20 protein-coding genes, 1 pseudogene and 1 riboswitch are annotated in these 25,918 nt (G+C 67.8%); of the genes and pseudogenes, 18 read left to right on the top strand and 3 right to left on the bottom strand.

Features of this window, described 5'->3' with window-relative positions; genetic code table 11:
* The first annotated feature begins 64 nt into the window (after positions 1 to 64).
* From J9315_RS15665 to J9315_RS15585, 17 genes and pseudogenes are all read left to right on the top strand, one after another.
* Complete coding sequence (locus J9315_RS15665; RefSeq protein ID WP_211978292.1) at positions 65 to 1,903, top strand: AMP-binding protein; 1,839 nt, start codon at positions 65 to 67, stop codon at positions 1,901 to 1,903.
* Entirely contained in the window at positions 1,900 to 2,679 is a 780-nt protein-coding gene (locus tag J9315_RS15660) for an SDR family oxidoreductase (protein ID WP_211978291.1), read from the top strand. Before J9315_RS15665 ends, J9315_RS15660 begins: the two co-directional genes overlap by 4 nt.
* On the top strand, positions 2,676 to 4,019 hold the full coding sequence (locus tag J9315_RS15655; RefSeq protein WP_211978290.1) for an acyl-CoA dehydrogenase family protein: 1,344 nt from the start codon (positions 2,676 to 2,678) through the stop codon (positions 4,017 to 4,019). Before J9315_RS15660 ends, J9315_RS15655 begins: the two co-directional genes overlap by 4 nt.
* Positions 4,016 to 5,098 (top strand): phosphotransferase family protein, encoded by a 1,083-nt coding sequence (locus J9315_RS15650; protein ID WP_211978289.1) that lies wholly within the window; start codon positions 4,016 to 4,018, stop codon positions 5,096 to 5,098. Before J9315_RS15655 ends, J9315_RS15650 begins: the two co-directional genes overlap by 4 nt.
* A gap of 207 nt (positions 5,099 to 5,305) precedes the next feature.
* Positions 5,306 to 6,658 carry an MFS transporter gene (locus J9315_RS15645; RefSeq protein ID WP_249120934.1) on the top strand — a complete coding sequence of 451 codons (1,353 nt, stop codon included), beginning with the start codon at positions 5,306 to 5,308 and terminating at the stop codon, positions 6,656 to 6,658.
* A gap of 199 nt (positions 6,659 to 6,857) precedes the next feature.
* Positions 6,858 to 6,967, top strand: a riboswitch (glycine riboswitch).
* 142 nt (positions 6,968 to 7,109) lie between these two features.
* Positions 7,110 to 10,043, top strand: coding sequence for an aminomethyl-transferring glycine dehydrogenase (gcvP, locus tag J9315_RS15640; RefSeq protein WP_211978288.1), 2,934 nt, complete (start codon positions 7,110 to 7,112; stop codon positions 10,041 to 10,043).
* Positions 10,043 to 11,272: a glycine cleavage system aminomethyltransferase GcvT gene (gcvT, locus tag J9315_RS15635; protein WP_211978287.1), complete on the top strand. Its 1,230-nt coding sequence runs from the start codon at positions 10,043 to 10,045 to the stop codon at positions 11,270 to 11,272. Before gcvP ends, gcvT begins: the two co-directional genes overlap by 1 nt.
* A gap of 92 nt (positions 11,273 to 11,364) precedes the next feature.
* Positions 11,365 to 11,763, top strand: coding sequence for a glycine cleavage system protein GcvH (gene gcvH / locus J9315_RS15630; protein WP_198500382.1), 399 nt, complete (start codon positions 11,365 to 11,367; stop codon positions 11,761 to 11,763).
* A 214-nt stretch (positions 11,764 to 11,977) separates the two neighbouring features.
* Complete coding sequence (locus tag J9315_RS15625; protein ID WP_198500383.1) at positions 11,978 to 13,579, top strand: L-serine ammonia-lyase; 1,602 nt, start codon at positions 11,978 to 11,980, stop codon at positions 13,577 to 13,579.
* Between the two features lie 261 nt (positions 13,580 to 13,840).
* Positions 13,841 to 15,079 (top strand): MFS transporter, encoded by a 1,239-nt coding sequence (locus J9315_RS15620; RefSeq protein ID WP_211978286.1) that lies wholly within the window; start codon positions 13,841 to 13,843, stop codon positions 15,077 to 15,079.
* 2 nt (positions 15,080 to 15,081) lie between these two features.
* Positions 15,082 to 15,864 (top strand): cyclase family protein, encoded by a 783-nt coding sequence (locus J9315_RS15615; protein WP_198500384.1) that lies wholly within the window; start codon positions 15,082 to 15,084, stop codon positions 15,862 to 15,864.
* Positions 15,865 to 15,875: 11 nt separating this feature from the next.
* On the top strand, positions 15,876 to 16,862 hold the full coding sequence (locus tag J9315_RS15610) for a fumarylacetoacetate hydrolase family protein (RefSeq protein WP_232623884.1): 987 nt from the start codon (positions 15,876 to 15,878) through the stop codon (positions 16,860 to 16,862).
* Between the two features lie 125 nt (positions 16,863 to 16,987).
* A complete protein-coding gene (locus J9315_RS15605; RefSeq protein WP_198500385.1) occupies positions 16,988 to 17,599 on the top strand; it encodes a TetR/AcrR family transcriptional regulator in 612 nt (203 codons plus the stop codon).
* Positions 17,600 to 18,037: 438 nt separating this feature from the next.
* Positions 18,038 to 18,145, top strand: a pseudogene (locus J9315_RS15600) (L-serine ammonia-lyase, iron-sulfur-dependent, subunit alpha); the annotation flags it as partial.
* Between the two features lie 376 nt (positions 18,146 to 18,521).
* Positions 18,522 to 19,016 (top strand): diaminobutyrate acetyltransferase, encoded by a 495-nt coding sequence (ectA, locus tag J9315_RS15595; RefSeq protein ID WP_282959862.1) that lies wholly within the window; start codon positions 18,522 to 18,524, stop codon positions 19,014 to 19,016.
* 229 nt (positions 19,017 to 19,245) lie between these two features.
* On the top strand, positions 19,246 to 20,535 hold the full coding sequence (gene ectB, locus J9315_RS15590) for a diaminobutyrate--2-oxoglutarate transaminase (RefSeq protein ID WP_211978285.1): 1,290 nt from the start codon (positions 19,246 to 19,248) through the stop codon (positions 20,533 to 20,535).
* 195 nt (positions 20,536 to 20,730) lie between these two features.
* The gene (locus J9315_RS15585; protein ID WP_211978284.1) at positions 20,731 to 21,132 is read left to right on the top strand and encodes an ectoine synthase; all 402 of its coding nucleotides are present in this window, start codon (positions 20,731 to 20,733) and stop codon (positions 21,130 to 21,132) included.
* A 360-nt stretch (positions 21,133 to 21,492) separates the two neighbouring features.
* On the opposite strand, the gene J9315_RS15580 is transcribed toward J9315_RS15585, so the two are convergent.
* Complete coding sequence (locus J9315_RS15580; RefSeq protein ID WP_198500389.1) at positions 21,493 to 22,980, bottom strand: alanine/glycine:cation symporter family protein; 1,488 nt, start codon at positions 22,978 to 22,980, stop codon at positions 21,493 to 21,495.
* A 626-nt stretch (positions 22,981 to 23,606) separates the two neighbouring features.
* On the opposite strand from J9315_RS15580, the gene J9315_RS15575 reads away from it, so the two are divergent.
* On the top strand, positions 23,607 to 24,422 hold the full coding sequence (locus J9315_RS15575; protein ID WP_198500390.1) for a glycerophosphodiester phosphodiesterase family protein: 816 nt from the start codon (positions 23,607 to 23,609) through the stop codon (positions 24,420 to 24,422).
* Between the two features lie 52 nt (positions 24,423 to 24,474).
* Here J9315_RS15575 and J9315_RS15570 read toward each other — a convergent pair whose 3' ends face one another.
* Both J9315_RS15570 and J9315_RS15565 read right to left on the bottom strand, forming a co-directional pair.
* Complete coding sequence (locus tag J9315_RS15570; RefSeq protein ID WP_211978283.1) at positions 24,475 to 25,047, bottom strand: hypothetical protein; 573 nt, start codon at positions 25,045 to 25,047, stop codon at positions 24,475 to 24,477.
* A 369-nt stretch (positions 25,048 to 25,416) separates the two neighbouring features.
* Entirely contained in the window at positions 25,417 to 25,917 is a 501-nt protein-coding gene (locus J9315_RS15565; protein WP_211978282.1) for a DUF2000 family protein, read from the bottom strand.
* Position 25,918 lies beyond the last annotated feature (1 nt).

Below are 25,918 nucleotides of genomic sequence, written 5' to 3'. Positions count from 1 at the left end.
CTACATCAGTAACCGAGCGAGCGCTCGGTCGGGCAGGTGCCCGAGACTGCGAAGTGGAAGTTCGATGACGAGTCAGCAAAGCGGATCAGCCCTCAGCGCTCCCGTGTGGACGCAGCTCTACCCGGATCGCGTCGACGTCGACCTCGACGTCCCCTGGGAGTCGGTGGCCCACGCGTGGAACGCCCGGGTCGCCGCCGCCCCCGCCCAGACCGCCGTCCTCTACCGCGGACGGGCCATGACGACGACGGAGGTCGACACCGACGCCGAGGCGCTCGCCGCGGGCCTGTTCGACCTCGGCTGCCGGGCCGGGACGATCGTCGGCTTCTACCTGCAGAACGTCCCGCAGTTCGCCATCGCGCTGCTCGCGGCGTGGAAGATCGGCGCCGTCCCGCTCGTCCTCAACCCGATGTACCGCGGACGTGAGCTGTGCGCCCTCATCGACGACTCCGGGGCCGCCGGCCTCATCTGCGACGCCTCCGACGCCGAGGCGGTCACGACGACCCTGTCGGGCAGCTCCGTCTCGTGGGTGCTCACGACGACCGACGACGAGTACGCCCCGCCGGCTGTCGATGACAACGCCTCTGCGGCCGGGACCGAAGTCACGCCGCCGACCGCGGCGGTGAACAGGGCTGCGATCACCGCGATCGCCTGGGCAGACCTCCTCGACCGCCACCGCCCCGCCTCGGCGAACGGCACCGCCGACCCCGCCGCCTCGGCGGGCTCATCCGAGCACCGGGCCGACCTCCTTCCCGGACTCGACGATCCCGCGCTGCTCACCTACACCTCGGGGACGACCGGCCCGGCGAAGGGGTCGGTCGCCACCCACTGGAACGTGCTGTCCGTCGCCCTCGGGTACGGGCAGTGGCTCGGCCTCGATGATGGTGACGTCATGCTCGCCGTCGCGCCCCTCTTCCACATCACCGGCGCCGTCGCGTGCGCGGCGACCTCCCTCGTCTTCCCCGTCGCCCTCGACTTCATCGGCCGTCCCGACGCCGAGTCGATCGTCTCCGCCGTCCGCGACGACGGCGTCACCGTGACGATCGGATCGATCACCGTCTTCAACGCGCTCCTCGAGCACCCGAGCGCTGCCGCAGCCGACTTCGCCTCCATCCGGTACCTCTATTCCGGCGGGGCACCCGTCCCACCGGCCACGGTCGAGCGGTTCCGGGAGCGGTTCGGGCACTACATCCACAACATCTACGGGATGACGGAGACCGCCTCGGCGGTCATCGGGGTCCCGCCCGACACCGCCGCGCCGGTCGACCCGGCCACGGACACGCTCGCGATCGGGGTGCCGTTCCCGGGCCTGAGCGCCCGCGTCGTCGACGTCGCCACCGGCGCCGTCATCACCGACGGGACCGCCGGCGAACTCGAACTCCGCGGACCCCAGGTCACCCCCGGCTACCTGCACAACCCCGAGGCGAACGCGCGGGCCTTCGACGACGGCTGGCTGCGCACCGGCGACGTTGCCGTCATCGACGATGCCGGGTGGATCTACCTCGTCGACCGGATCAAGGACCAGATCAACGTATCCGGGTACAAGGTGTGGCCGCGCGAGGTCGAGGACGTCCTCTACGAACATCCCGCCGTGCTCGAAGCCGCCGTCGTCGGCCAGCCCGACGACTACCGCGGCGAGACCGTCGTCGCGTTCGTCTCGCTGCGGGCCGGGGAGACGACGACGCCGGCCGACCTCATCGCCTTCGCCAAGGAGCGCCTGGCAGCGTACAAGTATCCGCGCCGCGTCCACATCATCGGCGACCTGCCGAAGACCCACACCGGCAAGATCCAGCGACGCCTGCTCCGCGATTCCGGCACCGAGGCGGCCCCACCACCGGACACAGCCGCAGACCCGGCCGGCTCAGCCGGCCCACCGACATCGACCACGACAGAGGAGACATCATGACCGAACCCACGAGCGGCCGCCGATTCGACGGTGAGATCGCACTCGTCACCGGCGCCAGCCGCGGCATCGGACTCGGCATCGCGCAGCGCCTGGCCGCCGAAGGCGCGACCGTCGTCCTCACCGCCCGCAAACCCGACCCCCTCGCCGAGGCGGTCGCAGCCTTCCCGGAGGGCACCGCGGTCGGCATCGCCGGGAAGTCCGACGACCCCGCCCACCGCGCGGAGGTGTTCGACACGATCGCCGAGCGCTTCGGCCGCCTCGACGTCCTCGTCACCAACGTCGGCATCAACCCCGTCTACGGGCCGACGATCGACATCGACCTCGACGCGGCGCGGAAGATCCTCGACGTCAACGTCATCGGCACCCTGGCCTGGGTGCAGGGCGCCGTCCACCACCCCGCGCTGCGCTTCCGGGAGAACCGGGGGCGGATCGTCAGCATCTCGTCAGTCGCCGGAATCGTCCCGAGTCCCGGCATCGGGTTCTACGGGATCTCGAAGGCCGCGGTCTCCCACCTCACGCAGACCCTCGCCGTCGAGCTCGGCCCCGACATCCGCGTCAACGCCGTGGCCCCGGCCGTCGTCAAGACCCAGTTCGCCGCCGCCCTCTACGAGGGCCGCGAAGCCGAGGTCGCACAGACCTATCCCGCCGGTCGCCTCGGCACGCCCGAGGACATCGGCGCGGCCGTCGCCTACCTCGCCTCCGCTGACGCCGACTGGATCACCGCCCAGGTGCTCACCGCCGACGGCGGACTCGTCACGGCAGGGGGAACGGCATGACCGCGCTGCCCCCGGACGTCGAAGCGCTGCGGGTGCGCACACGGGACTTCATCCGCGACATCGTCATCCCCGCCGAACCGCGACCCGGCGTCTACCTCGCCGAGGAGGTGCTCTCCGACCTGCAGGCACAGGCCAAGGCCGCCGGTGTCTTCGCCCCGCATGTGCCGACCGAATGGGGCGGCCAGGGGGTGCCGATCGAGCACTGGTCGCCGATCTTCCAGGAAGCCGGCTACTCGCCGATCGGTCCCGCCGTGCTCGGCTGCATGGCCCCCGACGAGGGCAACATGCACATGCTCGCCCGCATCGGCACGCCCGCGCAGCAGGAGCGGTACCTGCGTCCGCTCGCGGCCGGCGACATCCGCTCGAGCTTCGCGATGACCGAACCCCATCCCGGTGCCGGGTCCGATCCCTCGGCCCTGGCGACCCGGGCGGTGAGAGACGGCGACGACTGGGTGATCACCGGCGACAAGCGGTTCATCTCCGGCGCCGAGGTGTCCGGCTTCTTCATCGTCATGGCCGCCACCGACCCGACTGGAGGCACCCCCGCCGAGGCGGCTGCCGGGTCCGGGTCTGCGCAGGAGCGGCGCGGGCAGGCGGCGACGATGTTCCTCGTCGACCGCGACACCCTCGGCGTCGAGGTCGGACGGTCGATCCGCACCGTCGATCGCACGATCGCCGGCGGGCACCCCTATGTCCGCTTCGATGGTGTGCGGGTGCCGTCGTCTGCCGTCCTCGGCGAACCGGGCAAGGGGTTCGCGTACGCGCAGGTCCGCCTCGCCCCGGCGCGCCTGACCCATTGCATGCGCTGGCTGGGCCTGGCCCGGCGCGCCCTCGACATCGCCCTCGACCGGGCGGAGCACCGGGAGGTGTTCGGCGCGGTCCTCGCTCGTCAGGGGCTCGCCCAGGAGCTCATCGCGCAGTCGGTCATCGACATCGAGACCGCGGACGCGATGATCACGAAGACCGCCCTCGTCCTCGAGGGCGACCAGGCCGAGGCGAACTCGCTGTCGTCGATCGCGAAGGTGTACTGCTCCGAAGCCGTCTACCGCGTCATCGACCGGGCCGTGCAGCTGACCGGCGGGGACGGAGTCTCCGACGAGCTGCCGCTCATCCAGTACCTCAACGAGGTGCGGCCGTTCCGGATCTACGACGGGTCGACCGAGACGCACAAGTTCGCGATCTCCCGCCGTGCGTCCTCACGGCGGCGCCGAGAGGTCGCCGCCGGAGCCCCGCGTCAGGACGTCGTCGCCGGGCCCGAGGCCGCTGGCGCTGACGATGGCGGACCTGACTCGGCCGGGCCGGAGGCCGCTGATTCTGCCACGGCGGAGGTCGCACGATGACCGCGCAGCTCGTCGATGTCGTCGAGACCTCGGCCCAGGCCGCCGAGCTCGACGCCCCGCCGCTGCTCGTCCTCGACGCGGTCACCGACCACCTCGATGCCCGCGGCATCGGCACCGGGCCCGTGCGGTGGGAGCGGATCGGGGAGGGCCAGTCGAACGTCACGTTCCGGATCCGCCGCGACGACGTCGACATCGTGCTCCGGCGCGGGCCGCGTCCGCCGATCCCGCGCTCGACCCATGACATGGTCCGCGAGGCGAGGATCCAGACCGTGCTCGGCGGGCAGGGCATCGCGGTGCCGACGATCGTCGACGTCTGTGAGGACGAATCCGTCCTCGGCGTGCCGTTCTACCTCATGGACTTCGTGTCCGGAACCGTCGTCACCGACACCCTGCCGGCCGTCCTCGAGAGCCCGGACCGGCGCCGTCGGTTCGGCGAGGCCCTCGTCGACCAGTTGGCGGCCCTCCACGACGTCGACGTCACCGTCCCCGCGGTCGCCGACCTCGGCCGACCCGAGGGCTACCTCGAGAGACAGGTCGCACTCTTCTCCTCCCTGTGGGAGAAGAACACCCGGCGTTCCCTGCCCGCGGTCGGCCGCCTCGGCGCCTGGCTCGAGGCGAACCGACCGGACACGCAGCGTCATTCCGTCGTCCACGGCGACTATCGGGCGGGCAACGCGATGATCGCGGTGCAGCCTCCGGTCGCCGTCGCGGCGATCCTCGACTGGGAGATGTCGACGCTCGGGGATCCGCTCGCCGATCTCGGGTACTTCCTCGCAACGTACTCCGACGGGAGGCATCCGCGCACGGTCATGGACCTCACCCCGGTGACCGGGCAGCCCGGCTTCCCCTCGCGGGCCGACCTCACGGCGCGCTACCGGGACCGGACTGGCCTCGATCTCACGTGCCTGCCGTGGTACCAGGCGCTCGCCCTGTGGAAGGCGGCGATCTTCTCCGAGGCGATCTACACGCGCTGGCTCGCCGGTGAGGCCCCGGCGGCCGGTGACTTCACGGGCACGCTCGAACACGGGGTGCCCGCCCTCCTCGACGCGGCATCGGAGGTGGCGGCGACGCTGACGTAGCCCGCGCACGACCGCACCCTCACCACCTCGGCGCCGCTGCCGCACATCACCACCGCGGTGCGCCAACATCGCCGGGCACCACCTCGGCGCGCACCACCTCGGCGCCGCCGTACACCACCACCACGGCGATCCTCCGCGCCCTGAGCACACCGTGCTCGGGCGGGGGCGGCGGCCGACCGAACCGGAACACCCAGTGGAAGGACAGACATGACCGCACAGATGGCGGGGACGACGGTGTCCCTGCGCGAGAAGAGGAAATCGGTGGCGGCGAGCACCGTCGGCAACATCCTCGAATGGTACGAGTGGAGCGCCTACGCGGTCTTCACACCATTCATCGCCGCCGCGATGTTCAACAGCGAGGACAGCGTCTCGGCGGTGCTCGCGACCCTCGGCGTCTTCGCCGTCGGCTTCCTCATGCGACCCCTCGGCGGGATCGTCTTCGGGCGCATCGCCGACCGGAAGGGGCGCAAATTCGTCCTCATCACGACGATGCTCATCATGGCGGCGGGATCGCTCATCATCGCCGTCATGCCCGGCTACGCGCAGATCGGCGCCGCGGCCTCGTTCATCCTCCTCCTCGTGCGCGTCGCCCAGGGCTTCGCCCACGGCGGGGAGTCGGCGACGGCGAACTCCTACATCGCCGAGATCGCCCCGGCCCACCGCCGCGGCCTCTGGGGCAGCATCGTGTTCATCGCGATCTTCGGCGGCTCCGTCCTCGCCTACACCGTCGGCGGAGCAGTGACCAACCTCTTCTCCGCGGACGCCGTGTCCGAGTGGGCGTGGCGGATCCCGTTCGCCCTCGGCGCGCTGCTCGCCCTCGTCGCCCTCTACATGCGGCGCGGAATGATCGAAAGCGACGTCTTCGCAGCCGCGAGCGCCGGCGGTCAGGACGGCGCCGCTGCCGCAGTCGGGAGCGCGGGTGCCGGTGACGCCTCTGCCGGTCGTTCCGTCACCGAGGCGGCTCCGCTCGATCGCGGGCGCGTGACCCGGTCGATCATCCTCGTCGTCCTCATGACCTCCGGCATCACCGCCGCCCACTACACCTGGTCGTCCTATGCCTCGACGCTCGCGATCACCGAGCGCGGCATGGATCCGCAGGCGGCCTACTGGGCGACGGTCGGGGCGCAGGTCATCGCGCTCATCTCGCTGCCGTTCTGGGGTGCGCTGTCCGACCGGATCGGCAGACGACCCGTGCTCATCGGATTCGGGGTCCTCATGGCGGTCCTCCAGTACCCGCTCATGGGCATGATCACCTCGGCGGGATGGACGCTCTTCGCCGCCTCGGCGATCGCCCTGCTCGTCGTGTCGATGGCAGGCGCCCTGCTCTCGGCGGTGCTGTCCGAGGCGTTCCCGACGAAGGTGCGCACGCAGGGGATCGGCTTCGCCTACTCCGTGTCCGTCGCCGTCTTCGGCGGCACCGCGCCCTACCTCAACGGGCTCTTCAACTCCCTCGACCTCCGGTGGCTCTCGAGCGGCTGGGTCATCCTCCTGTGCCTGGCCACGATCATCGCGGTCGCGCTCCTGCCCGAGACGAAGGGAAAGGATCTCGGCGAGATCTGACCCGACACCACCCGAAGGGTGCTCTGCGCGGCGATTGCGGCAGAGCACCCTGCGGGGTGCCGGGAGACCCGCGCCGTCACGCGGATGGGCGGCCGTGCGGGACGGCTGCGGCAGGTGCTCGCGTCCGTGAGCGCGCACCCCGGTTGTCGCCGCGTGCTCCGGGTCATACAATGGGTGCGGACAATTTCATACGCCGTTACGACATGACGTGGGAGAGCTGCCGGAGCTCCGCAAGGAACTCGCCAGGGCAGCGCCGTAGGTGCAATTCCCTCCCCGGGAAACTCTCAGGCCCAGTACCACCGAATGCAGGCATATCTGGAGGACTGCCGCACGCCGCCGCGCAACCCGCGACCGCGTCGCTGCAGAGCAGATCCGACAGATCGGGGAGGACTCTGCACCGCTCAGTGCGTCCTCCCACCGGAGGGCGCCGGACCGAAGGACCAGAACGGCAATGACCAGTTCACTCGCCCACACCACGCAGGCGACGGGAGACACGGCGCGACCGTTCTCCGACCGTCACATCGGCCCCCGCGCCGACGACACCGCGGAGATGCTCGCCGAACTCGGCTATGACTCCCTCGAAGCACTCTCCGAGGCGGCCGTCCCCGCCTCCATCCAGATCGACGGCCTCGATCTGCCCGGCGGCAGGACCGAGACCGAGGTGCTCGCCGACCTCCGCGACCTCGCCTCCCAGAACGTCATGCGCAAGCAGATGATCGGCCAGGGCTACTACGACACGGTCACCCCCGCCGTCATCCGCCGCAACCTCGTCGAGAACCCCGCCTGGTACACGGCATACACCCCGTACCAGCCGGAGATCTCCCAGGGCCGCCTCGAAGCGCTGCTCAACTTCCAGCAGGTCGTCGAGGACCTCACCGGCCTCGACATCGCCAACGCCTCCCTCCTCGACGAGGCCACCGCCGTCGTCGAGGCCGTCCTCCTCATGCGCCGGTCCGTGAAGAAGGGCTCGACGGTCGTCCTCGACTCCGAGCTCCACCCGCAGGTCATCGCCAACGTCCACGTCCGCGCCCGCGCGCTCGACTTCAACGTCACCGTCGCCGACCTCTCCCAGGGGCTCGTCGGCGAGGACATCTTCGGCATCGTCTGCGCCCAGCCCGGCACGACCGGCGTCATCCGCGACTTCTCCGCCGCAGTGGCAGGCGCGCACGAGCGCGGCGCCCTCGTCACCTTCGACTCCGACCTCCTCGCCCTCACCCTGCTCAAGGACCCGGCCTCGCAGGGGGCCGACATCTCCGTCGGCTCGGCCCAGCGCTTCGGCGTCCCCCTCTTCTTCGGCGGACCGCACGCGGCGTTCATGGCCGTGAAGTCCTCCCTCCAGCGCCAGCTGCCCGGCCGCCTCGTCGGCGTCTCGAAGGACGCCCAGGGCAAGCCCGGCTACCGCCTGGCCCTGCAGACCCGTGAGCAGCACATCCGCCGTGAGAAGGCGACGAGCAACATCTGCACCGCCCAGGCCCTGCTCGCCAACGTCGCCTCGATGTACGCCGTCTACCACGGCCCCATCGGCCTGACCCGCATCGCCTCCCGCATCCACCGCCTCGCGCAGGCGTTCGCGACCGCCGCCGACACCGCCCCCGGCGCCGAGGTCGTCTCCCGGGAGTTCTTCGACACCGTGGCCCTGCGCGTCGCCGACGCCGAGGCGGCCCGCGCCGTCGCCGAGGCCGCGGGCTTCAACATCCGCGTCATCGACCCGACGACGGTCGGCGTCTCCTTCGGCGAATCCCACACCGTCGCCGATGCCAACGGCCTGCTCGAGGCCCTCGGCATCATCGCCCGGATCGATGCCGATGACTACGAGGCCGCCTCGGCGGGGACCTTCGGGGCCAACCAGGTCCCGGCCCCGCAGTTCGCCGCCGACCTCCACCGGGACACCGAGTTCCTCACCCACCCGATCTTCAACACGCACGGCTCCGAGACGTCGATGATGCGCTACCTGCGCACCCTGGCCGACCGCGACCTCGCACTCGACCGGACGATGATCCCGCTCGGCTCGTGCACGATGAAGCTCAACTCGGCCATCGAGATGGAGCCGATCACGTGGCCGGAGTTCGCGACGATCCACCCGTTCGCCCCGATCGAGCAGACCCAGGGATGGCGCACGCTCATCGGCCGCCTCGAGGACTCCCTCGTCGAGGTCACCGGCTACGACCGGGTCTCCCTCCAGCCCAACGCCGGCTCCCAGGGTGAGTTCGCGGGCCTGCTGGCGATCCGCCTCTACCACCGTGAGAGCGGCAACCCGCAGCGCACCGTCTGCCTCATCCCGCAGTCGGCCCACGGGACGAACGCCGCCTCCGCGGTGCTCGCCGGTCTCGAGGTCCAGGTCGTCGCGACCGCCGAGGACGGGTCGATCGACCTCGACGACCTCGATGCGAAGATCGAGAAGAACGGCGACCGCCTGGCCGCGATCATGATCACCTACCCGTCGACGCACGGCGTCTTCGAGTCCGAGGTCCGCGAGGTCTGCGACAAGGTCCACGCCGCCGGCGGTCAGGTCTACGTCGACGGCGCGAACCTCAACGCCCTCGTCGGACTGGCCAAGCCCGGCGAGTTCGGCGGCGACGTCTCCCACCTCAACCTCCACAAGACCTTCTGCATCCCCCACGGCGGCGGCGGTCCCGGTGTCGGTCCGGTCGCGGTCCGCGAGCACCTCGCCCCGCACCTGCCCGGCAACCCGGTCAACCCCGACCTCGTGTCCGGGGACATGTCGACGACCGACCTCCCGGTCTCCGGATCGCTCTACGGCTCGGCCGGAGTCCTGCCGATCAGCTTCGCGTACCTTGAGCTCATGGGCGGCGAGGGCCTGCGCGAGGCGACCCGGGCGGCCCTCCTCGGCGCGAACTACATCGCGAAGAAGCTCGGCGACGTCTTCCCGGTCCTCTACTCGGGTGAGAACGGGCTCGTCGGCCACGAGACGATCCTCGACCTCCGGGAGATCACCGCGAAGACCGGTGTGACCGCCGAGGATGTCGCCAAGCGCCTCATCGACTTCGGCTTCCACGCCCCGACGCTCGCGTTCCCCGTGCCCGGCACCCTCATGGTCGAACCGACCGAGTCCGAGGACAAGGTCGAACTCGACCGGTTCATCGAGGCGATGCGGACCATCCGCGCCGAGATCGACGCGATCGGCACCGACTACGAGTACGCGGAGTCGCCGCTCAAGGCGGCCCCGCACCCGGCGACCGTCGTCATGGACGACTGGGACGGCAAGTACTCGCGCGAGACCGCGGTCTTCCCCGTGCCCGGCCTGCGCCTGACGAAGTACTTCCCGCCGGTCAGCCGCATCGACGGCGCGTACGGCGACCGCAACCTCGTCTGCTCCTGCCCTCCGCCGGAGGCCTTCGAGACCACCGACACCGAGGAGAAGTGATGACAGAGACCGACACCCAGGCAGCCGGCCAGATCAAGGAGACGCCGCTGCATGATGCGCATGCGGCGCTCGGGGCGAGCTTCACCGACTTCGGCGGCTGGGACATGCCCCTGAAGTACGGTTCCGAACTCGCCGAACACCGCGCCGTGCGCGAAGCGGCGGGGATCTTCGACCTCTCCCACATGGGCGAGGTCCGGGTCACCGGCGCCGGTGCCGCGGCCTTCCTCGACTACGCGCTCGTCGCGAAGTACTCGACGATGAAGGTCGGCAAGGCGAAGTACGGGGTCATCGTCAACGCCGAGGGCTACCTCCTCGATGACCTCATCACCTACCGGATCGGTGAGGAGGAGTTCCTCATCGTCCCCAACGCCTCGAACACGCCGGTCGTCGTCGCCGCCCTCACCGAGCGTCTCGAGAATTTCCTCACCGAGGTCGAGCCTGGCGCGGACGTGCGCATGGTCGACGAATCCGGGGACACCTCCCTCATCGCCGTGCAGGGACCGAACTCGCAGGACATCATCCTCACCGCCCTCGACAAGGGTGCCGACGGAACCTTCGGACCGCGGACCACCTCGGCGGATGCGGCCGATGACGCCGAGACGCGCACGGTCGGCGAGGCCGTGGCCGAACTCGGCTACTACGCGTGGATGCCGGTGACGATCGCCGGCATCGACCTCGTGCTCGCCCGCACCGGCTACACCGGCGAGGACGGGTTCGAACTCTACGTCCCCAACATCGCCGCGACCCGCCTGTGGGACACGCTGATGACCGCCGGTGCCGGCCACGGGCTCGTGCCCGCGGGCCTCGCCGCCCGCGATTCGCTCCGCCTCGAAGCGGGCATGCCGCTCTACGGCAACGAGCTGACGCTCACGACGACGCCGTTCGACGTCGGCCTCGGCCGGATGATCGGCTTCAAGACCAAGGGCGATTTCGTCGCCCGCGAAGCACTCGCCGCGCTCGGGGAGACCGAGCCCAGCCGCGTCCTCGTCGGGCTCGTCTCCGAAGGCAGGCGCGCCGCGCGGTCGGGATCGGCGATCATCTCCGACGGTGCGGAGGTGGGTGTCGTGACCTCGGGGCAGCCCTCGCCGACGCTCGGCCATCCCATCGCGCTCGCATTCGTCGACCGTGAGCTCAGTGATCCCGGCACCGAGGTGGCCGTTGACATCCGCGGCAAGTCGCACGATTTCACCGTGGTCGAACTGCCGTTCTACAAGCGTTCGGGAAACTGATGCTTATCGACCAGTGAGACTTGTCCGGATGACTCGTACACTGGTCACACCTGCTCGCCACAACCGCTGTCCCACAGCAGAAAGGGAAGATCATGGCTGATCTGCCAGCACTTCCGAAGGACTTCTCCTACTCCGCCGAACACGAATGGGTCAACCAGGGTCCCGACACCATCGCCGGACAGACCGTGAAAATCGGCATCACCGCGGTGGCCGCCGACGCCCTCGGCGAGGTCGTCTACCTCAACCTGCCGAGCGTCGGCGACGGCGTCAAGGCCGGGGAGACCTGTGGTGAGGTCGAGTCGACGAAGTCGGTCTCCGACCTCTACTCGCCCGTCGGCGGCGAGGTCACCTCGATCAACGAGAAGGTCCTCGACTCCCCGGGTCTCGTCAACTCCGATCCCTACGGCGAGGGCTGGCTCTTCGAGGTCAACGTCGACGAGGTCGGCGTCGTCATGGACGCCGACAGCTACGCGAAGAACAACTCGCTGTAACGCGTTCTCGCCGCCTCGTCGTCGCTGGTGACGGCGTCGGTGGCTCAGCAGTGTGACATACCGACGGGGTCGGTCATATCCGAAGAAGTCCGGATGGGACCGACCCTGTCGTCTGTCCGAAACGCCCTCCCCTCACCCCGTCATCCCGCCCCGTCGTCTCGCCCCCTTCTTCCCTGTCACGAATGCTCCCTCCTCAAGAAACGGTGGACCCACCATGCCACTGAGCGTCTTCGATCTCTTCACCGTCGGCATCGGCCCCTCGAGTTCGCACACCGTCGGCCCGATGCGCGCGGCCGTGAGCTTCCTCGATCTCATCGGCGATGACCTCGACTCCGTCGCGAGTCTGCGCGTCGACGTCTTCGGCTCGCTCGCCGCGACCGGCGCCGGCCACGGCACCTTCGACGCGATCCTCCTCGGCCTCGAGGGCTGCCGCCCCGACGCCGTCGACGGCAACGAACTCACCGCCCGCCGCACCCGGATGGCCGAGACCGGTGAGATCATCCTCGGCGACTCGACCGGCAACGGCGTCGAACTCGAGTTCACCGAGGCTGACATGGTCAAACGCCCACTGACCGTGCTGCCGCGGCACACGAACGCCCTCACCCTGGCCGTCTTCGACGAGGCGGGTCAGACCCTGGCCGAGGAGACCTACTACTCCGTCGGCGGCGGCTTCGTCACCTCGGAGACCGAGTTCGTCGAGAAGGAGCAGGCCGCCGAGGCGCTCGTGTCCACCGAGACCGCGCTCGCCGAAGCGGCTGCCGACGAGGGCGTCGCGGCGCTCACCGACGATTCGCTCTACGTCGAGGACGCCGACGATGCCGATGAGGGGTTCGACGACGATCCCGATGACCCGTCGAATGCCGATGAGGATCAGGAGTTCGCCGTCGCCGAGGCGGTCGTCGACGCCGAACTCGAAGCCGCGAGCGAGGAGCTGCCCTTCCCGTTCCACTCCGGCGTCGAACTCCTCGAGCAGTGCCGGACCAATGAGCTGTCGATCGCCGAGCTGATGCTCGCCAACGAGCGGACGATGCGCGACGAGGACGAGATCCGCCACGGCCTCCTCCACATCTACTCCGTCATGGAGGAGTGCGCGTCGAACTCGCTCGACCGGTCGGGTCACCTGCCGGGCGGGCTCAAGGTGCGCCGACGCGCCCACGACTGGTACCTCAAGCTCAAGGCCGAGGATCCCGACCGCGATCCGAAGTTCTACCTCGAATGGGTCAACCTCGTCGCGATGGCCGTCAACGAGGAGAACGCCTCGGGCGGTCGGGTCGTCACCGCCCCGACGAACGGCGCGGCCGGCATCATCCCCGCCGTCCTCCACTACGCGCTCAACTACGTCGACGAGGTGACCGCCGGGGGAGAGGCCGCCAAGCACGACGCGATCATGACGTTCCTTCTCACGGCCGCCGCGATCGGCGTCCTCTACAAGGAGCGGGCCTCGATCTCCGGCGCCGAGGTGGGCTGCCAGGGCGAGGTCGGATCAGCCTCGTCGATGGCCGCCGGGGGATTGGCCGCGGTCATGGGAGGCACCCCGGAACAGGTCGAGAACGCCGCGGAGATCGCGATGGAGCACAACCTCGGGCTGACCTGCGACCCGATCGCCGGACTCGTCCAGGTCCCGTGCATCGAACGCAACGCGATCGCCGCGGGCAAGGCGATCAACGCCTCCCGGATGGCGCTGTGGGGCGACGGCCAGCACCGAGTCAGCCTCGACGAGGTCATCGAGACGATGCGCCAGACCGGTGCCGACATGTCCTCGAAGTACAAGGAGACCGCGCTCGGCGGGTTGGCCGTCAACGTCGTTGAATGCTGAGGACAGAGCGCTGAGAGCAGCGAGTTGAGGGCAGCGGACTTGCGGGCGGCGTGCTGAGGACGGCCGGTAGCGCGGGGGCGTCCGCCTGTCGTTTGTGGTCACAGAACCAAGGAGATGGAGCCGATTCGCACCGTCGGCCTCGGTTCTGTGAGCACAAACGGGGCGGCAGCCTCGACGCGAATACCGCACCCCTCGGGAGGATATTGACTTCTAAACTGGACGTACGTACAGTTGGAGAACTTTCTTCCACAGAAGGACTCAATGATGCATTCTTCTTACAAATGGGTCGTGCTCTTCGGCTCATTCATCGTCTACCTCTTCGATGCCCTCGAGATCTCGATCCTCTCGTTCGCCATTCCTGCCGTCTCTCAGGAGTTCGGCCTCGAACCGTTCCAGGCTGGACTGCTGGCGACTGCGACGCTGCTCGGCATGGGTGTGGGCGGCCCGCTCATGGGCTGGCTCGCCGATGCCAGGGGGCGCAAGACCGCGCTCATCGTGTGCCTGACGATCTTCGTCGTGCTCACCAGTGCTGTCGCCCTCGCACCGAGCTACGCAGTATTCCTCGTGCTGCGGTTCTTCGCCGGGATCGGCCTTGGCGGTGTGTGGAGCATCCTCTCCGCGTTCGTCCACGAGGCATGGCCGCCGGAACGCCGGGGAATCGCCGTCACCTTCGTCCTCTCCGCGTTTCCATTCGGCGCGCTCGTCGCCGCCCAGCTGAGCGGTCTGCTCCTCCCCGACTGGCGCCTCCTCTTCCTCATCGCCGGCCTCGGCGGAATCCTGCCCCTGCTCATCATCGTCTTCCTCTTCGTCGAATCCGCGGTCTGGCGCACCGATCGTCAGAAGGCTGCCGCGGAACCAGGCGGTCAGGAGACTGCGGCGATCGGTGAGATCTTCACTGGTCCGCAGTTGCGGATCACCATCATCGCCAGCTGCGTCGCGGCCCTGGCCTTCATCAGCTACTACGGGGTGACCACCTGGCTGCCGAGCTATCTCGAGCTCGAACGCGGACTCGACGCGAAGGCGGTCGGGCAGTACATGACCTGGCTCAACCTGGGAATGTTCGTCGGCTATCTCGTCTTCGGCTGGCTCGCCGACAAGGTGGGCAAGCGGTCCGCGCTGGTCGCCTCGCTGCTTGGCGCGGGAGTGCTCATGCCGGTCTACGGCCTCGTCACCGATCAGTCCGCGCTGCTGTGGCTCGGGCCGCTCTATGCATTCTTCATGACGTTCGCCGGCCTCTTCGGCCCCTACCTCGGCAGCCTCTATTCGACCCGGATGCGGGCCACCGGCGCCGGATTCTGCTTCAATGTCGGACGGGGAATCTCGGCCTTTGCCCCGATGATCTTCGGCGCCATCGCGGCCGTCGCCTCGTTGGCGGCAGGACTGGTCATCAGCGGCGGACTCTTCCTCATCGCCTCCGTCCTTGTGCTCTTCCTCCCCAAGATCCCCAACGACCACAACCGCGCACAGGATGCGCCCGCGACCGCACTGCAGAAAGGCTGACAATGCCCGAGATCATCGACCTCTCCGTCGCTCTCACCGCGGGAATCGCCTCCGACCCGCCCGGTTACGAGCCGAAGATCACCTACATCGACCACCAACAGTCGGCCGACGATGTAGTCGCTTTCTTCCCCGGCGCCTCGACAGAGGATTTGCCCGACGGTGAGGGTTGGGCGATCGAGAAGATCGAGGCGAGCACCCACACCGGCACGCACCTCGACGCTCCCTACCACTTCGCGACGACGATGGACGACGGTCAGCGTGCTATCACCATCGACGAGGTGCCGCTGGAGTGGTGCTTCCAGGACGGAGTCAAGCTCGACTTCCGGCACTTCGACGACGGCTACGTCGTCACCCCCGACGACATCGACGCCGAGTTGGAGAGGATCGGATATAAGATCAAACCGCTCGATATCGTCGTCATCAACACTTCGGCGGGCGTCCGCTACGGTGCGGAGGACTACGTGTCGAAGGGCTGCGGCATCGGACGAGAAGCGACCCTGCACCTGCTGCGCCAGGGTGTTCGCGTCACCGGGACCGACGCGTGGAGCTGGGATGCGCCGTTCGTCTTCACTGCCGCCCGCTTTGCCGAGGACGGCGATCCGAGTGTCATCTGGGAAGGTCACAAGGCCGGCCGGGAGATCGGCTACTGCCACATCGAGAAGCTGCACAACCTCGAATCGTTGCCGCCCTTCGGCTTCCGCATCTCGTGCTTCCCGGTGAAGATCGATGCGGCATCGGCGGGGTGGACCCGAGCAGTGGCGATCGTGGAAGGAGGCGGAGAATGAGGTTGGCATCGATGATCGTCGGTGGTCAGCGCCGGTTCGGCCGGTTTGACCCCAGCGGTGCCGGGACCAGTCAAGCCGAATCTGGTGGGGGCAACCTCGGCAGCTTTGCACCGCTTGAGCGTGGTCTCGACCCGCGCATGCTGCTCGACCCGGATGCGGAATCAGCCCTCGCGTTCGACCGTTCGGTTCAGGTCGACGCAGGCGAGCCGTTCGAGGTGCCGGTGCCAGTCGCTTCGGTAAGGGACTTCATCACATTCGAACAGCACACGGCGGGTTCGCTGCGGGCGGTCTCAGGCACGAGCGACATCCCGTCAGCCTGGTTCGAAGCACCGGTCTTCTACTTCACGAACCCGCACGCGCTCATCGGCTCGGGGCACCCGGTGCCGATGCCGCCGGGCAGTGAGCGTCTGGACTTCGAACTCGAGGTTGCCGCGGTGATCAGCCGCGACGGCTTTAACCTCAGTGTCGACGAGGCGTGGGACCACATCTTCGGATTCACCGTGTTCAACGACTGGTCGGCCCGTGATTTGCAAACGCGTGAGATGAAGGTCGGGCTGGGGCCAACGAAGGGCAAGGACACGGCGACCACGGTCGGTCCGGTGGTCGTCTCGCTCGGCGAACTCGCACCTCGGCGTCAAGGTGATCGCTTCGATCTGCGCATGGACGTCGCCGTCAACGGCACGCCGATCGCCGCCGATTCGCTGGCGAACATGGCGTGGTCGTTCGCCGAGCTCGTCGCCTACGCAAGCCGAGGGACCTGGGTGCGACAGGGGGATCTCATCGGCAGCGGCACCGCCGGTGGGGGCTGCCTCGCCGAATTCTGGGGATGGTACGGACAGGATGTGCTGCCGGCCATCGGTGTGGGCGACACCGTGACGATGACCGTTGAGGACATCGGCACGATCAGCAATCAAGTCGTCGCCGGACCCGAACTCCACCCGATTCCCGAAGCGCGGCGGATCCCGTGGAAGCAGCCGCCGCTGCCTGAACAGGGTTAGGGGGAGCGGGGTAGGGCGATTCAGCGACGCCGGCAATGCAGGGATGGGAGCCACTTAGGGAATCGCCTCGGCGACGGTTCAGTACCTGCGCATGGGTGTCTCCTCTCAGATGAGACACTGGGTCAATGGCTGCAGTGAATCGCAAGGACCTCGCTCTCCAAAGTGCTGAGAAGATCTTCGCCGACTTCGGCTACGACCGTGCGACAATGCGGATGATTGCCGACGACGCGGACCTCAAGCTTGCGCTGCTCACCTACCACTTCACGACAAAGCTCAATCTCTACCGGGCGGTCTTCGAGGAACATCAACACCTCAATGAGCTGCGCCGGGAGCGGCTGCGGGAGGTCGATCTTGCAGCGCCCCAAGCACTGGAGGAGATCGTCGATGCCTTTCTCGTTATCGGCGATGCCGCCGAGGAAGGAGTCCGGAAGGAGCGGTATCTCAAGCTTGTCCTGCGTGAGGCCGCGGATCCGCGCGCTTACGAGCGCGGCATCATCGCGGACCTCTTCGATCCGATGGCCGCAGAGTTCATCGAGGCGCTGGGAGCGGTTCTGCCCGGGAAACCAAAGTCGTTCGTTCGGTGGGACTATCTCTTCTCGGTCGGGGCACTGATCATGTCCAATTCCGATGACCGGGCGCGCGCGCTCGGTGGCGGCGAAAGCGACGCCGTTCATCGCTTAGAGCACCTCAGGGAGTTCATCGTTGCGGGCCTGCGAGCCGGTACAGCCGGAAGCTGAATTCGTGCGGAAGAGGGTAACGCCGGACGCAGGGCTCGCGCTCGGAAGGACAGTCGTCGCTCAGCTGGCCCTATCGCGGGTGAGCAGTCTATGAGCTGGCGGGTCGCGGCTTCGACCCGAACCGGATTCTGGCTATCGAGTGCACCGGAGTGCACCACCTGAGCGACGTTGTCTTCTCGACCGTCGCCGTAAACGACGGAGCGGTCGAAGTTGGCGGCCCCGCCGTGTTCTCGCGGAGAGAATCGAGCTCGGACTTCTTCAATGCGACGAAGTCCTCGAGTCCGGGGAGTCGACGTCAATGCCGTTGTTGCCAAGCACGTGGGCTTCGTGGCCACCGGCATTCTCGCGACGATTCCGGAACGCCTCTCTACGCGACCAGGTGAAGTTGACCGCGCAATTCACGGAATCCGGACACCCGAAAGGCGGCCACAGGGGTACAGCCTCGACGAGGTCATCGAGACGATGCGCCAGACAGGTGCCGACATGTCCTCGAAGTACAAGGAGACCGCGCTCGGCGGGCTCGCCGTCAACGTCGTCGAGTGCTGAGGACAGAGCGCTGAGGGCAGCGCGCCGAGGGCATCGGGCTGCGGGCGGCGTGCTGAGGACGGCCGGTGGCGCGGGGGCAACAACCTCGGTGGGGTGACCGTGGACGGGACTGCAACGTCTCGGTCGGCGGATCGCCGTTCCTCATTCGGCTGGAACTCGTGTTCCACGTCTTGTGAAATGTAACGAACGGATAACGAAGGGTGCTTCGCCACGCAGCCGTAGTGGTGAGCACGACGATCCCCAGAGATGCCACGGGGAAACCCCGGGACCGCCTCGGCGAGGTTCTTATCCCCACCCCCGCGCTGCGGGTGCGGAATCGGGGTGAAATCGCCGAAGTGAGATTGACGCTCATGCTCATCTCGTTAGGTTTGTGGGCGTGAGAAACGCACTCGCTCAACCGAAGACGGAAACCGACGTCCGCCCTCCCTCGCTCGAGGACGGACAGCATCTGTGGCGGCTGGCGAAGGACTCGGCCGTGCTCGATCTCAACTCCTCCTACTCGTACCTGCTGTGGTGTCGTGACTTCGCGGACACCTCGGCGATCGCCTGGATCGACGGCGAACCCGCAGGGTTCGTCACGGGCTACACCCGTCCGGACAACCCGGACACCCTGATGATCTGGCAGGTCGCCGTCTCCGAGGCGTTCCGCGGACGCGGTCTGGCCTCGACGATGCTGCACGCGCTCGCCGACCGGACCGGAGCGCTGCGGCTGGAGACGACGATCACCGACGACAACGCGGCCTCGAACCGCCTGTTCCAGGCGTTCGCCGAGCAGCGCGGAGCCGGGCTCGACCGGCGCCCGCTGTTCACCCCGGACCTCTACCCGGACGGCCACGACACCGAATACCTCTACGAGATCGCCCCGCTCTGAGCGCGAGTCGGGACCGGCCCCTCCTCTGATGGAGTACGGGGCGTTCCTTTGTCTGCTCGACTCCAGCTCTCAACGGACGATCTCCCGCGGACCTCGTACGGGTGGGTCCGCACCCGCAGGCTGACCGGCTCAACTCTGCACCTCGCAGGCTGACCAGCTCAGCTCTGCACCTCGCAGGCGCGCCCTGCATCCGCAGTCGAATCTGCACCATGTCGAAAGGAATCATGCGATGACTGACACCACGACGACCACCCCTGACATCTTCGAGACCCGCGAATCCGCGGTGCGCGGCTACTCGCGTTCGTGGCCGGCGACCTTCGCCAAGGCCCAGGGCCCGCGGCAGTGGGACGAGGACGGCAACGAGTACCTCGATTTCTTCTCCGGGGCCGGTGCCCTCAACTACGGGCACAACAACCCGGCGCTGATGAACCCGCTTGTCGAATACCTCCAGTCCGGTGCCGTGCTCCATTCGCTCGACATGAAGACCCCGGCCAAGCGGGAGTTCCTCGAGACGTTCGAGAAGCTCATCCTCGAGCCGCGGGGACTCGACTACACGGTGATGTTCCCCGGACCGACGGGGACGAACACCGTCGAGGCGGCGCTCAAGCTCGCCCGCAAGGTCACCGGTCGCCAGCACCTGCTCTCGTTCACGAACGCGTTCCACGGCATGACCCTCGGCTCGCTGTCGGTGACCGGCAATTCGATGAAGCGCGAGGGTGCGGGCATCCCGCTGACGAACAGTTCGAAGATCCCCTACGACGACTACTTCGACGGGGAGACCCCCGACTTCCTCTGGCTCGAGAAGGTCCTCGAGGACTCGGGCTCCGGAGTCGACAAACCGGCGGCGATCATCGTCGAGACGGTCCAGGGCGAAGGCGGTGTGCGGGCGGCTCGGGCCGAATGGCTGCGGGAGCTTTCGGCGCTGTGCAAGAAGCACGACATCCTCCTCATCGTCGACGACGTCCAGGCCGGCTGCGGTCGCACCGGCACGTTCTTCAGCTTCGAAGACGCCGGCATCGAACCGGACATCGTCTGTCTGTCGAAGTCGATCTCCGGGTCGGGACTGCCGATGGCGCTCACCCTCTTCCGTCCCGAACTCGACGCGTGGGAGCCCGGTGAGCACAACGGCACCTTCCGCGGCAACAACCCCGCGTTCGTCACCGCGACCGCGGCGCTGAAGAATTTCTGGGCCGACAATGCGTTTCAGAACGAACTCGCCGACACGATCGCCCACCTCCACCAGCGCCTCGACGCCATCGCCGCGAAGGCCGAGGGCGCGACGGTGCGCGGACGCGGTCTCCTTGCCGGGCTGCTCTTCGACGACCCGGAGGCGGCAGGGAAGATCGCCGCCGAGGCCTTCGCCACCGGCCTCCTCATCGAGACCTCGGGCCCGCGCGACGAGGTCGTGAAGATCATGCCGCCGCTGACGATCACCGAACACGATCTCACCGCCGGACTCGACATCCTCGAAGCCGCTGTGCTCAAGGTCGCCCCGGCCGCGACGCCGGCGATGGCCTGAGCCTTGCCGGCGCCTCGCTCGAAGCTGGGGGAGCGGGCCCGCTCGTGGAGGGACCGCCTCGGCGCCGTGGGCTGGATCGCCTGCGGAGGACGACCTCGGCTGGAACGGACTGGACCGCCTCGGCGATATCGGGGTGAACCGCCTCAGCGAGGAGCTCAGGGATACGACCCCACTGACGATACGAAGGGACACGATATGTACGTAGTCAATCGCGATGACCTCAACGGAACCGACCGGGACGTCCAGTCGGAGACGTGGCGGAGTCGGCGGATGGTGCTCGGCCGGGAGGGAGTCGGATTCTCCTTCCACGACACCGTCATCTACGCGGGCACCCGCTCGACGTTCCACTACCAGAACCACATCGAAGCCGTGTACTGCGTGCAGGGCGACGGCACGCTCACCGACGAGGAGACGGGCAAAACGTACCCGCTCACCGACGGGACGATGTACCTGCTCGACGGGCACGAAAAGCACACCGTCGTCGCGAACACCGAGCTGCGCATGGCCTGCGTGTTCAACCCGCCGGTCACCGGCCGCGAAGTCCACGACGAGAACGGCGTCTACCCGCTCATCATCGGGGAGACCGCCGCCGTCTGAGTGTCCGGTGGTCGGCCTGCTGGCGTCCGGGGGCGCGGTCGGACGGCCAGTTGGCTTCCCCGCCGGTGGCATCAGGCCGACCTGCTGGCGTCTCGACCGACTGCGGCTCCCTTCAGTTTGAGGGGCTCACGTTTTGGCGTGAGCCCCTCAAACTGAAGTGAGCCCAACCCTGCGAACCGGCGGCTCGAACTCTCTGCTCGGCCTCACGGCCGGGCCCTACCCACGAAAATGGCCAGTCTGATCTGAGATGGACACATATTTACCTGTCCATCTCAGATCAGACTGGCCAATTCGATGCCGAGGTTGAACCGAGAGGCGCGGGGGAGGCTGGTTGAGCCCGCCCCCCCGCGGCCCCTCGCCTCACTGGGTCTTCGCTGCCTTCTTGGCGTCCTTCTTCGCGTCCCAGTAGGCGCGGGTGGTGACCTCGTCGGAGCCGTCCCAGGCGTCGATGCCGTCGACGCCGGGCAGGTCGTCGCGGTTGAAGACCGGCTCGAGGCCCTGCTTGCGCTGGTTCGTGTAGTTCTTCAGCACCTTGAGCGCGATCCCGCCGAGGAGGAAGACGGCGACGAGGTTCGTCAGCGCCATGACCGACATGAACACGTCGGCTGCGGACCACGCGAGCGGCAGGGCGATGACCGAGCCGGTGAACACGGCGGCCATGACGATGATCCGGTAGATGATGATCGCCGGACGCGCGTTCTTCTTGAACAGGTAGGAGATGTTCGCCTCGCCGTAGTAGTAGTTGCCGAGGATCGAGGAGAACGCGAAGAGGAAGATCGCCACGGTGAGGAAGTGGACCGCCCACGAACCCAGCTGGGAGGCCAGCGCGGTCTGCGTCAGCGACGCACCCTGCGCCTCGTCGTAGACGGGGTTGGAGAGCAGGACGATGAACGCGGTGATCGAGCAGACGAGGATCGTGTCGAAGTAGACCCCGAGGCTCTGCACGAGGCCCTGCTTGGCCGGGTGGGAGACCGACGAGGTGGCGGCGGCGTTGGGCACCGAACCCATGCCGGCCTCGTTGGAGAAGAGACCGCGGCGGATGCCCTGGAGGATGACGATGCCGATGCCGCCGCCGACGACGGATTCGATGCCGAACGCGTTCCTGATGATGAGCATGATCATGTCGGGCACCTCGGTGATGTTCATCGCGACGACGAGAACACCGAGGAAGAGGTACGCGACGGCCATGACCGGGACGATGACCGAGGACCAGGCCGAGATCCGCTGCACTCCGCCGAGGAAGACCGCCCCGGTGACGAGCGCGAGGAAGATGCCGAGGCCGACGGGCAGCCAGAAGCTCTGCGTGGTGTCGATGTTGAGGCTCGTGGCCGTGGCGTCGACGATCGAGTTCGCCTGCAGCGAATTGAAGACGAGGCCGTAGGTGACCGTGATGATGACGGCGAAGAACGCTCCCATCAGCGGCTTCTTCAGTCCCACGCTCATGTAGTAGGCGGGGCCGCCGCGGTAGGAGTCCTTGTCCTTGACCTTGTAGAGCTGGCCGAGCGTCGACTCGACGAAGGCGGTGGCGGCACCGAAGATCGCCATGAGCCACATCCAGAAGACGGCTCCCGGGCCGCCGATGGAGATCGCCAGGGCGATGCCGGCGATGTTGCCGGTGCCCACGCGGGAGGCGGCGGAGATCCAGAACGCCTTGAACGACGAGATCGACTTCGTCCCGTCCTTGTTGCTGCCGGGGCTCTCGCCAATGACGCGGAACATCTCCGGCAGCAGTCGCAGCTGGACCATGCCGGTGCGGATGCTCAGGTAGAGGGCGACGCCGATGAGGACGACGATGAGCACCCACCCGAGTCGGTCATTGACGAATGCGATGAGGTCTTCGAGGGACATGCCGATCGTTCCAATGCTTGTGCGGTGTTGTGCGTTTTCACAACTCATTGTGCCACCACTCACATCATCGGGTGCGCGGCAGGGGCGTGCGCAGTGCGGCAAGAGGGATTGCATCGCCGAGGCGGTTCGCCGCGACCGCGTCCACCCCACTTCAGACGTGGTACTATTCCTGTGATCTGCCGCACTTCGAAAGACCTGTACCGTGCCGACGACGCTGACTGGGATTCCTGCTCCCTGGGCCGCAATCGCCCGTTCCCCTGTGGAGGAGTCTCGTTGAGGACCGTTCGTCGCGCGCCCGCCGCTGAGCCTGATGCTCGCGGATCCGCCGGTTCAGCATTCGTGCGCCCACGCACCCTGTCGCGTTCGCCCTCCTGTCCCGCACCGAGGCGGTTCGCCGTCACCGCGCACCGAGGCACTCAGCGCGGGGTTCCCTGGGGCAGATCCGTGCACAGCGAACTCCCGACGGAAATCAGCCGACTCCGATCCCGGATTCACCGGCACGCAACCCTGACAACACCCGGGCATTGCCCGCAGCGCCTAGGATAATCCGCAATCGCCCTTGAGGTAACACGTTGACGGCTCCACCGGCACCGCCTCGGCGAACATCCCCATAAGGAGTACCCACCATGCCGATCACCGTTCTCACCCATCCTCCCGCAGGCGGCGTCAGGACCCCGGTCCCGCCGCTCGTCATCGCGCACCGCGGCGCGTCGCAGGGGTGGCCGGAGAACACGATCCCGGCGTTCGTCGCCGGCATCGACCAGGGCGCGGACATGATCGAGGTCGACGTCCACATGAGCGCCGACGGCGAACTCGTCGTCGTCCACGACATCACGTTCGATCGCACGACCGATGTGCGCACGGTCTTCCCCGACCGCGCCGACACCCACGTCTCCCAGATGACCGCTGCCGAGATCGCCCGGCTCGACGCGGGCAGCTGGAAGCACGAGGCATTCGTCGGTCTGCAGGTGCCGACCCTCGCCGAGGTGCTCGCCCTCGTCCATACGACGCGCACCGGGCTGCTCCTCGAGGTCAAGCATCCCGAGCTCTACCCCGGGATCGCCGAGGCGATCGTGGCCGCCTGCGACAACGTGCCCGACTACCTCGACCGGTCGCTGGCCGCGGGGCTGCTCGTCGTCCAGTCCGCCGACTGGGACTTCGTCCGCGAGTTCCACGAGCTCGCTCCCGAGGTGCCCGTCGGGCTCCTCGGCCGTCCGACGCCCGAGCAGCTGCGGGACTTCGCCGCGTGGGTCGATCAGATCAACCCCGAGTACGTCGACGCCGACGCCGAGTACCTCACGCTCATCCACGAGCTCGGCATGTCGAGCCTCGTGTGGACGATCGACGCCGTGCCCGACATGGAGACGGCGATCGAGAACGGTGCCGACGGCATCATCACGAACGTGCCCGACGTCCTCGTCGAGGTCGTCGAGGAGCTGTAGCCGGGCGCACAGATTTATGCACAAGCGCCGGGAGTCTATGTGACGCAGCGGCTCAGGGAATGAAGCGGTTGGGCGATGCGGTCGCGAGTCTGCTGCGCAGCTGGGGCCCGACGATGCCGAGGTACGTCGCGCCGATGACGTAGCCGGCGAGCGCGCAGAGCAGAAGCAGGATGTCGCCGATGCCGGTGCCGATCGTGTCGAATCGCGTCGCCGTGGCGAGGATGCACAGATGCATGCCGCAGACGAGTGCGACGAACCCGGCGATGCGGTAGATCGTCGTCGCGGTGCCTCCCGGTGGGAACTTCTCGTAGGCCCTGAGGGCGACGATGGCGACGAGAAGTCCGAGGAACGCGACCGCGGACACCAGCGCCGAGAGTGCGATCCCAGACGAGTCCCAGTCGAAGGCCGTTGCCATCATCGAAGAGAGAAACGGACTGAAGACGAGCACGAGCACGGTGGCGATGAGGGTCAACCCACTCGCCCGGTTCGCTGGCACGGGCTGATTCGGCACCGCGCGTCGGTCGGCCGTTGCCGATTCGTGAGCTCGGCGGAGGACGGCGGCTGCAATGAGGAAGGGAACGATGAGCGTCGCCGCGTACGGGAACGGCTGCCCGATGGTCCACACCCAACTGTCCTGAGATGCTGGAACCAAGCTGTAGGCCGCCTCGGCGATTCCGGAGATCCCGTACGCGGCGACGATGACGACGGTGACGAGATTCGCGGCAGCGGCGGTTCGCGGCGAACGATGAGGACGGCGGCGACCAGGGCGATCAGCGCGAAGGCACAGAGCGCATACCCCGACCATGCCCCGAGGTCGGAGCTGAGCGTTGCCGTCTTGAGCGAGCAGAACGCCGTCCACGCGATGAGGTGGATGGCGAACGCAGCGAGGAGAGGTGCGATCCGACTCGACGGCAGCCGCGTTCGGGTCGGGGAAGTCTCAGCCATGCGGCTATCGTCTCACGGCGCTCCTCGCCGAGGAGGCGTCTCGGCAACGTCACGGGTGCATGCGTGCGCCCTTGACCGTGCGGTCGACGGCGTTCTTCGGTCCGTGCAGGGCAACGCCGACGAGATTGAGGTCGACGGCGGCGACGGAAGCGACGGCGGCGCGGTTAGCGGCGTCATGGCCGGTGGCGAACAGCTCTTCCGTGTAGACGGCGAGCGGAATGCCGCGGTTGACGGCCTTGGTGCGGATCGAGGCGAGCCGTGAAGCGTCCGCGGTCATGACCATGACGGGTTGGCGCAGCATGGGCAGATAGTCGTTGCCGTCGGCGTCTCGGTAGCGGTCTCCGACGAGGTCGTCCGTGTTCGTCGCGACTCCGGAGATGAGGAACGCCGTGACGTTGAGCTCTTGCCAGGGCAGCAGGTCGTCACGGAGGACGACGACGACCTTCGTATCGAAGCGCACCGCCCTCTCCGGGGCGCTCGACGGTTCGGGTGCGGTCGCCTCGGCGCTGGAGTCGGTCGGTCTCTGATGCAGGGTATCGGTGGTGTCCATG

The organism is Brevibacterium sp. W7.2 (assembly GCF_018137945.1).
Taxonomy (GTDB): Bacteria; Actinomycetota; Actinomycetes; order Actinomycetales; family Brevibacteriaceae; genus Brevibacterium; species Brevibacterium sanguinis.
The sequence above is the reverse complement of the archived record's forward strand: the minus strand, read 5'-3'. Positions and strand labels throughout refer to the sequence as shown.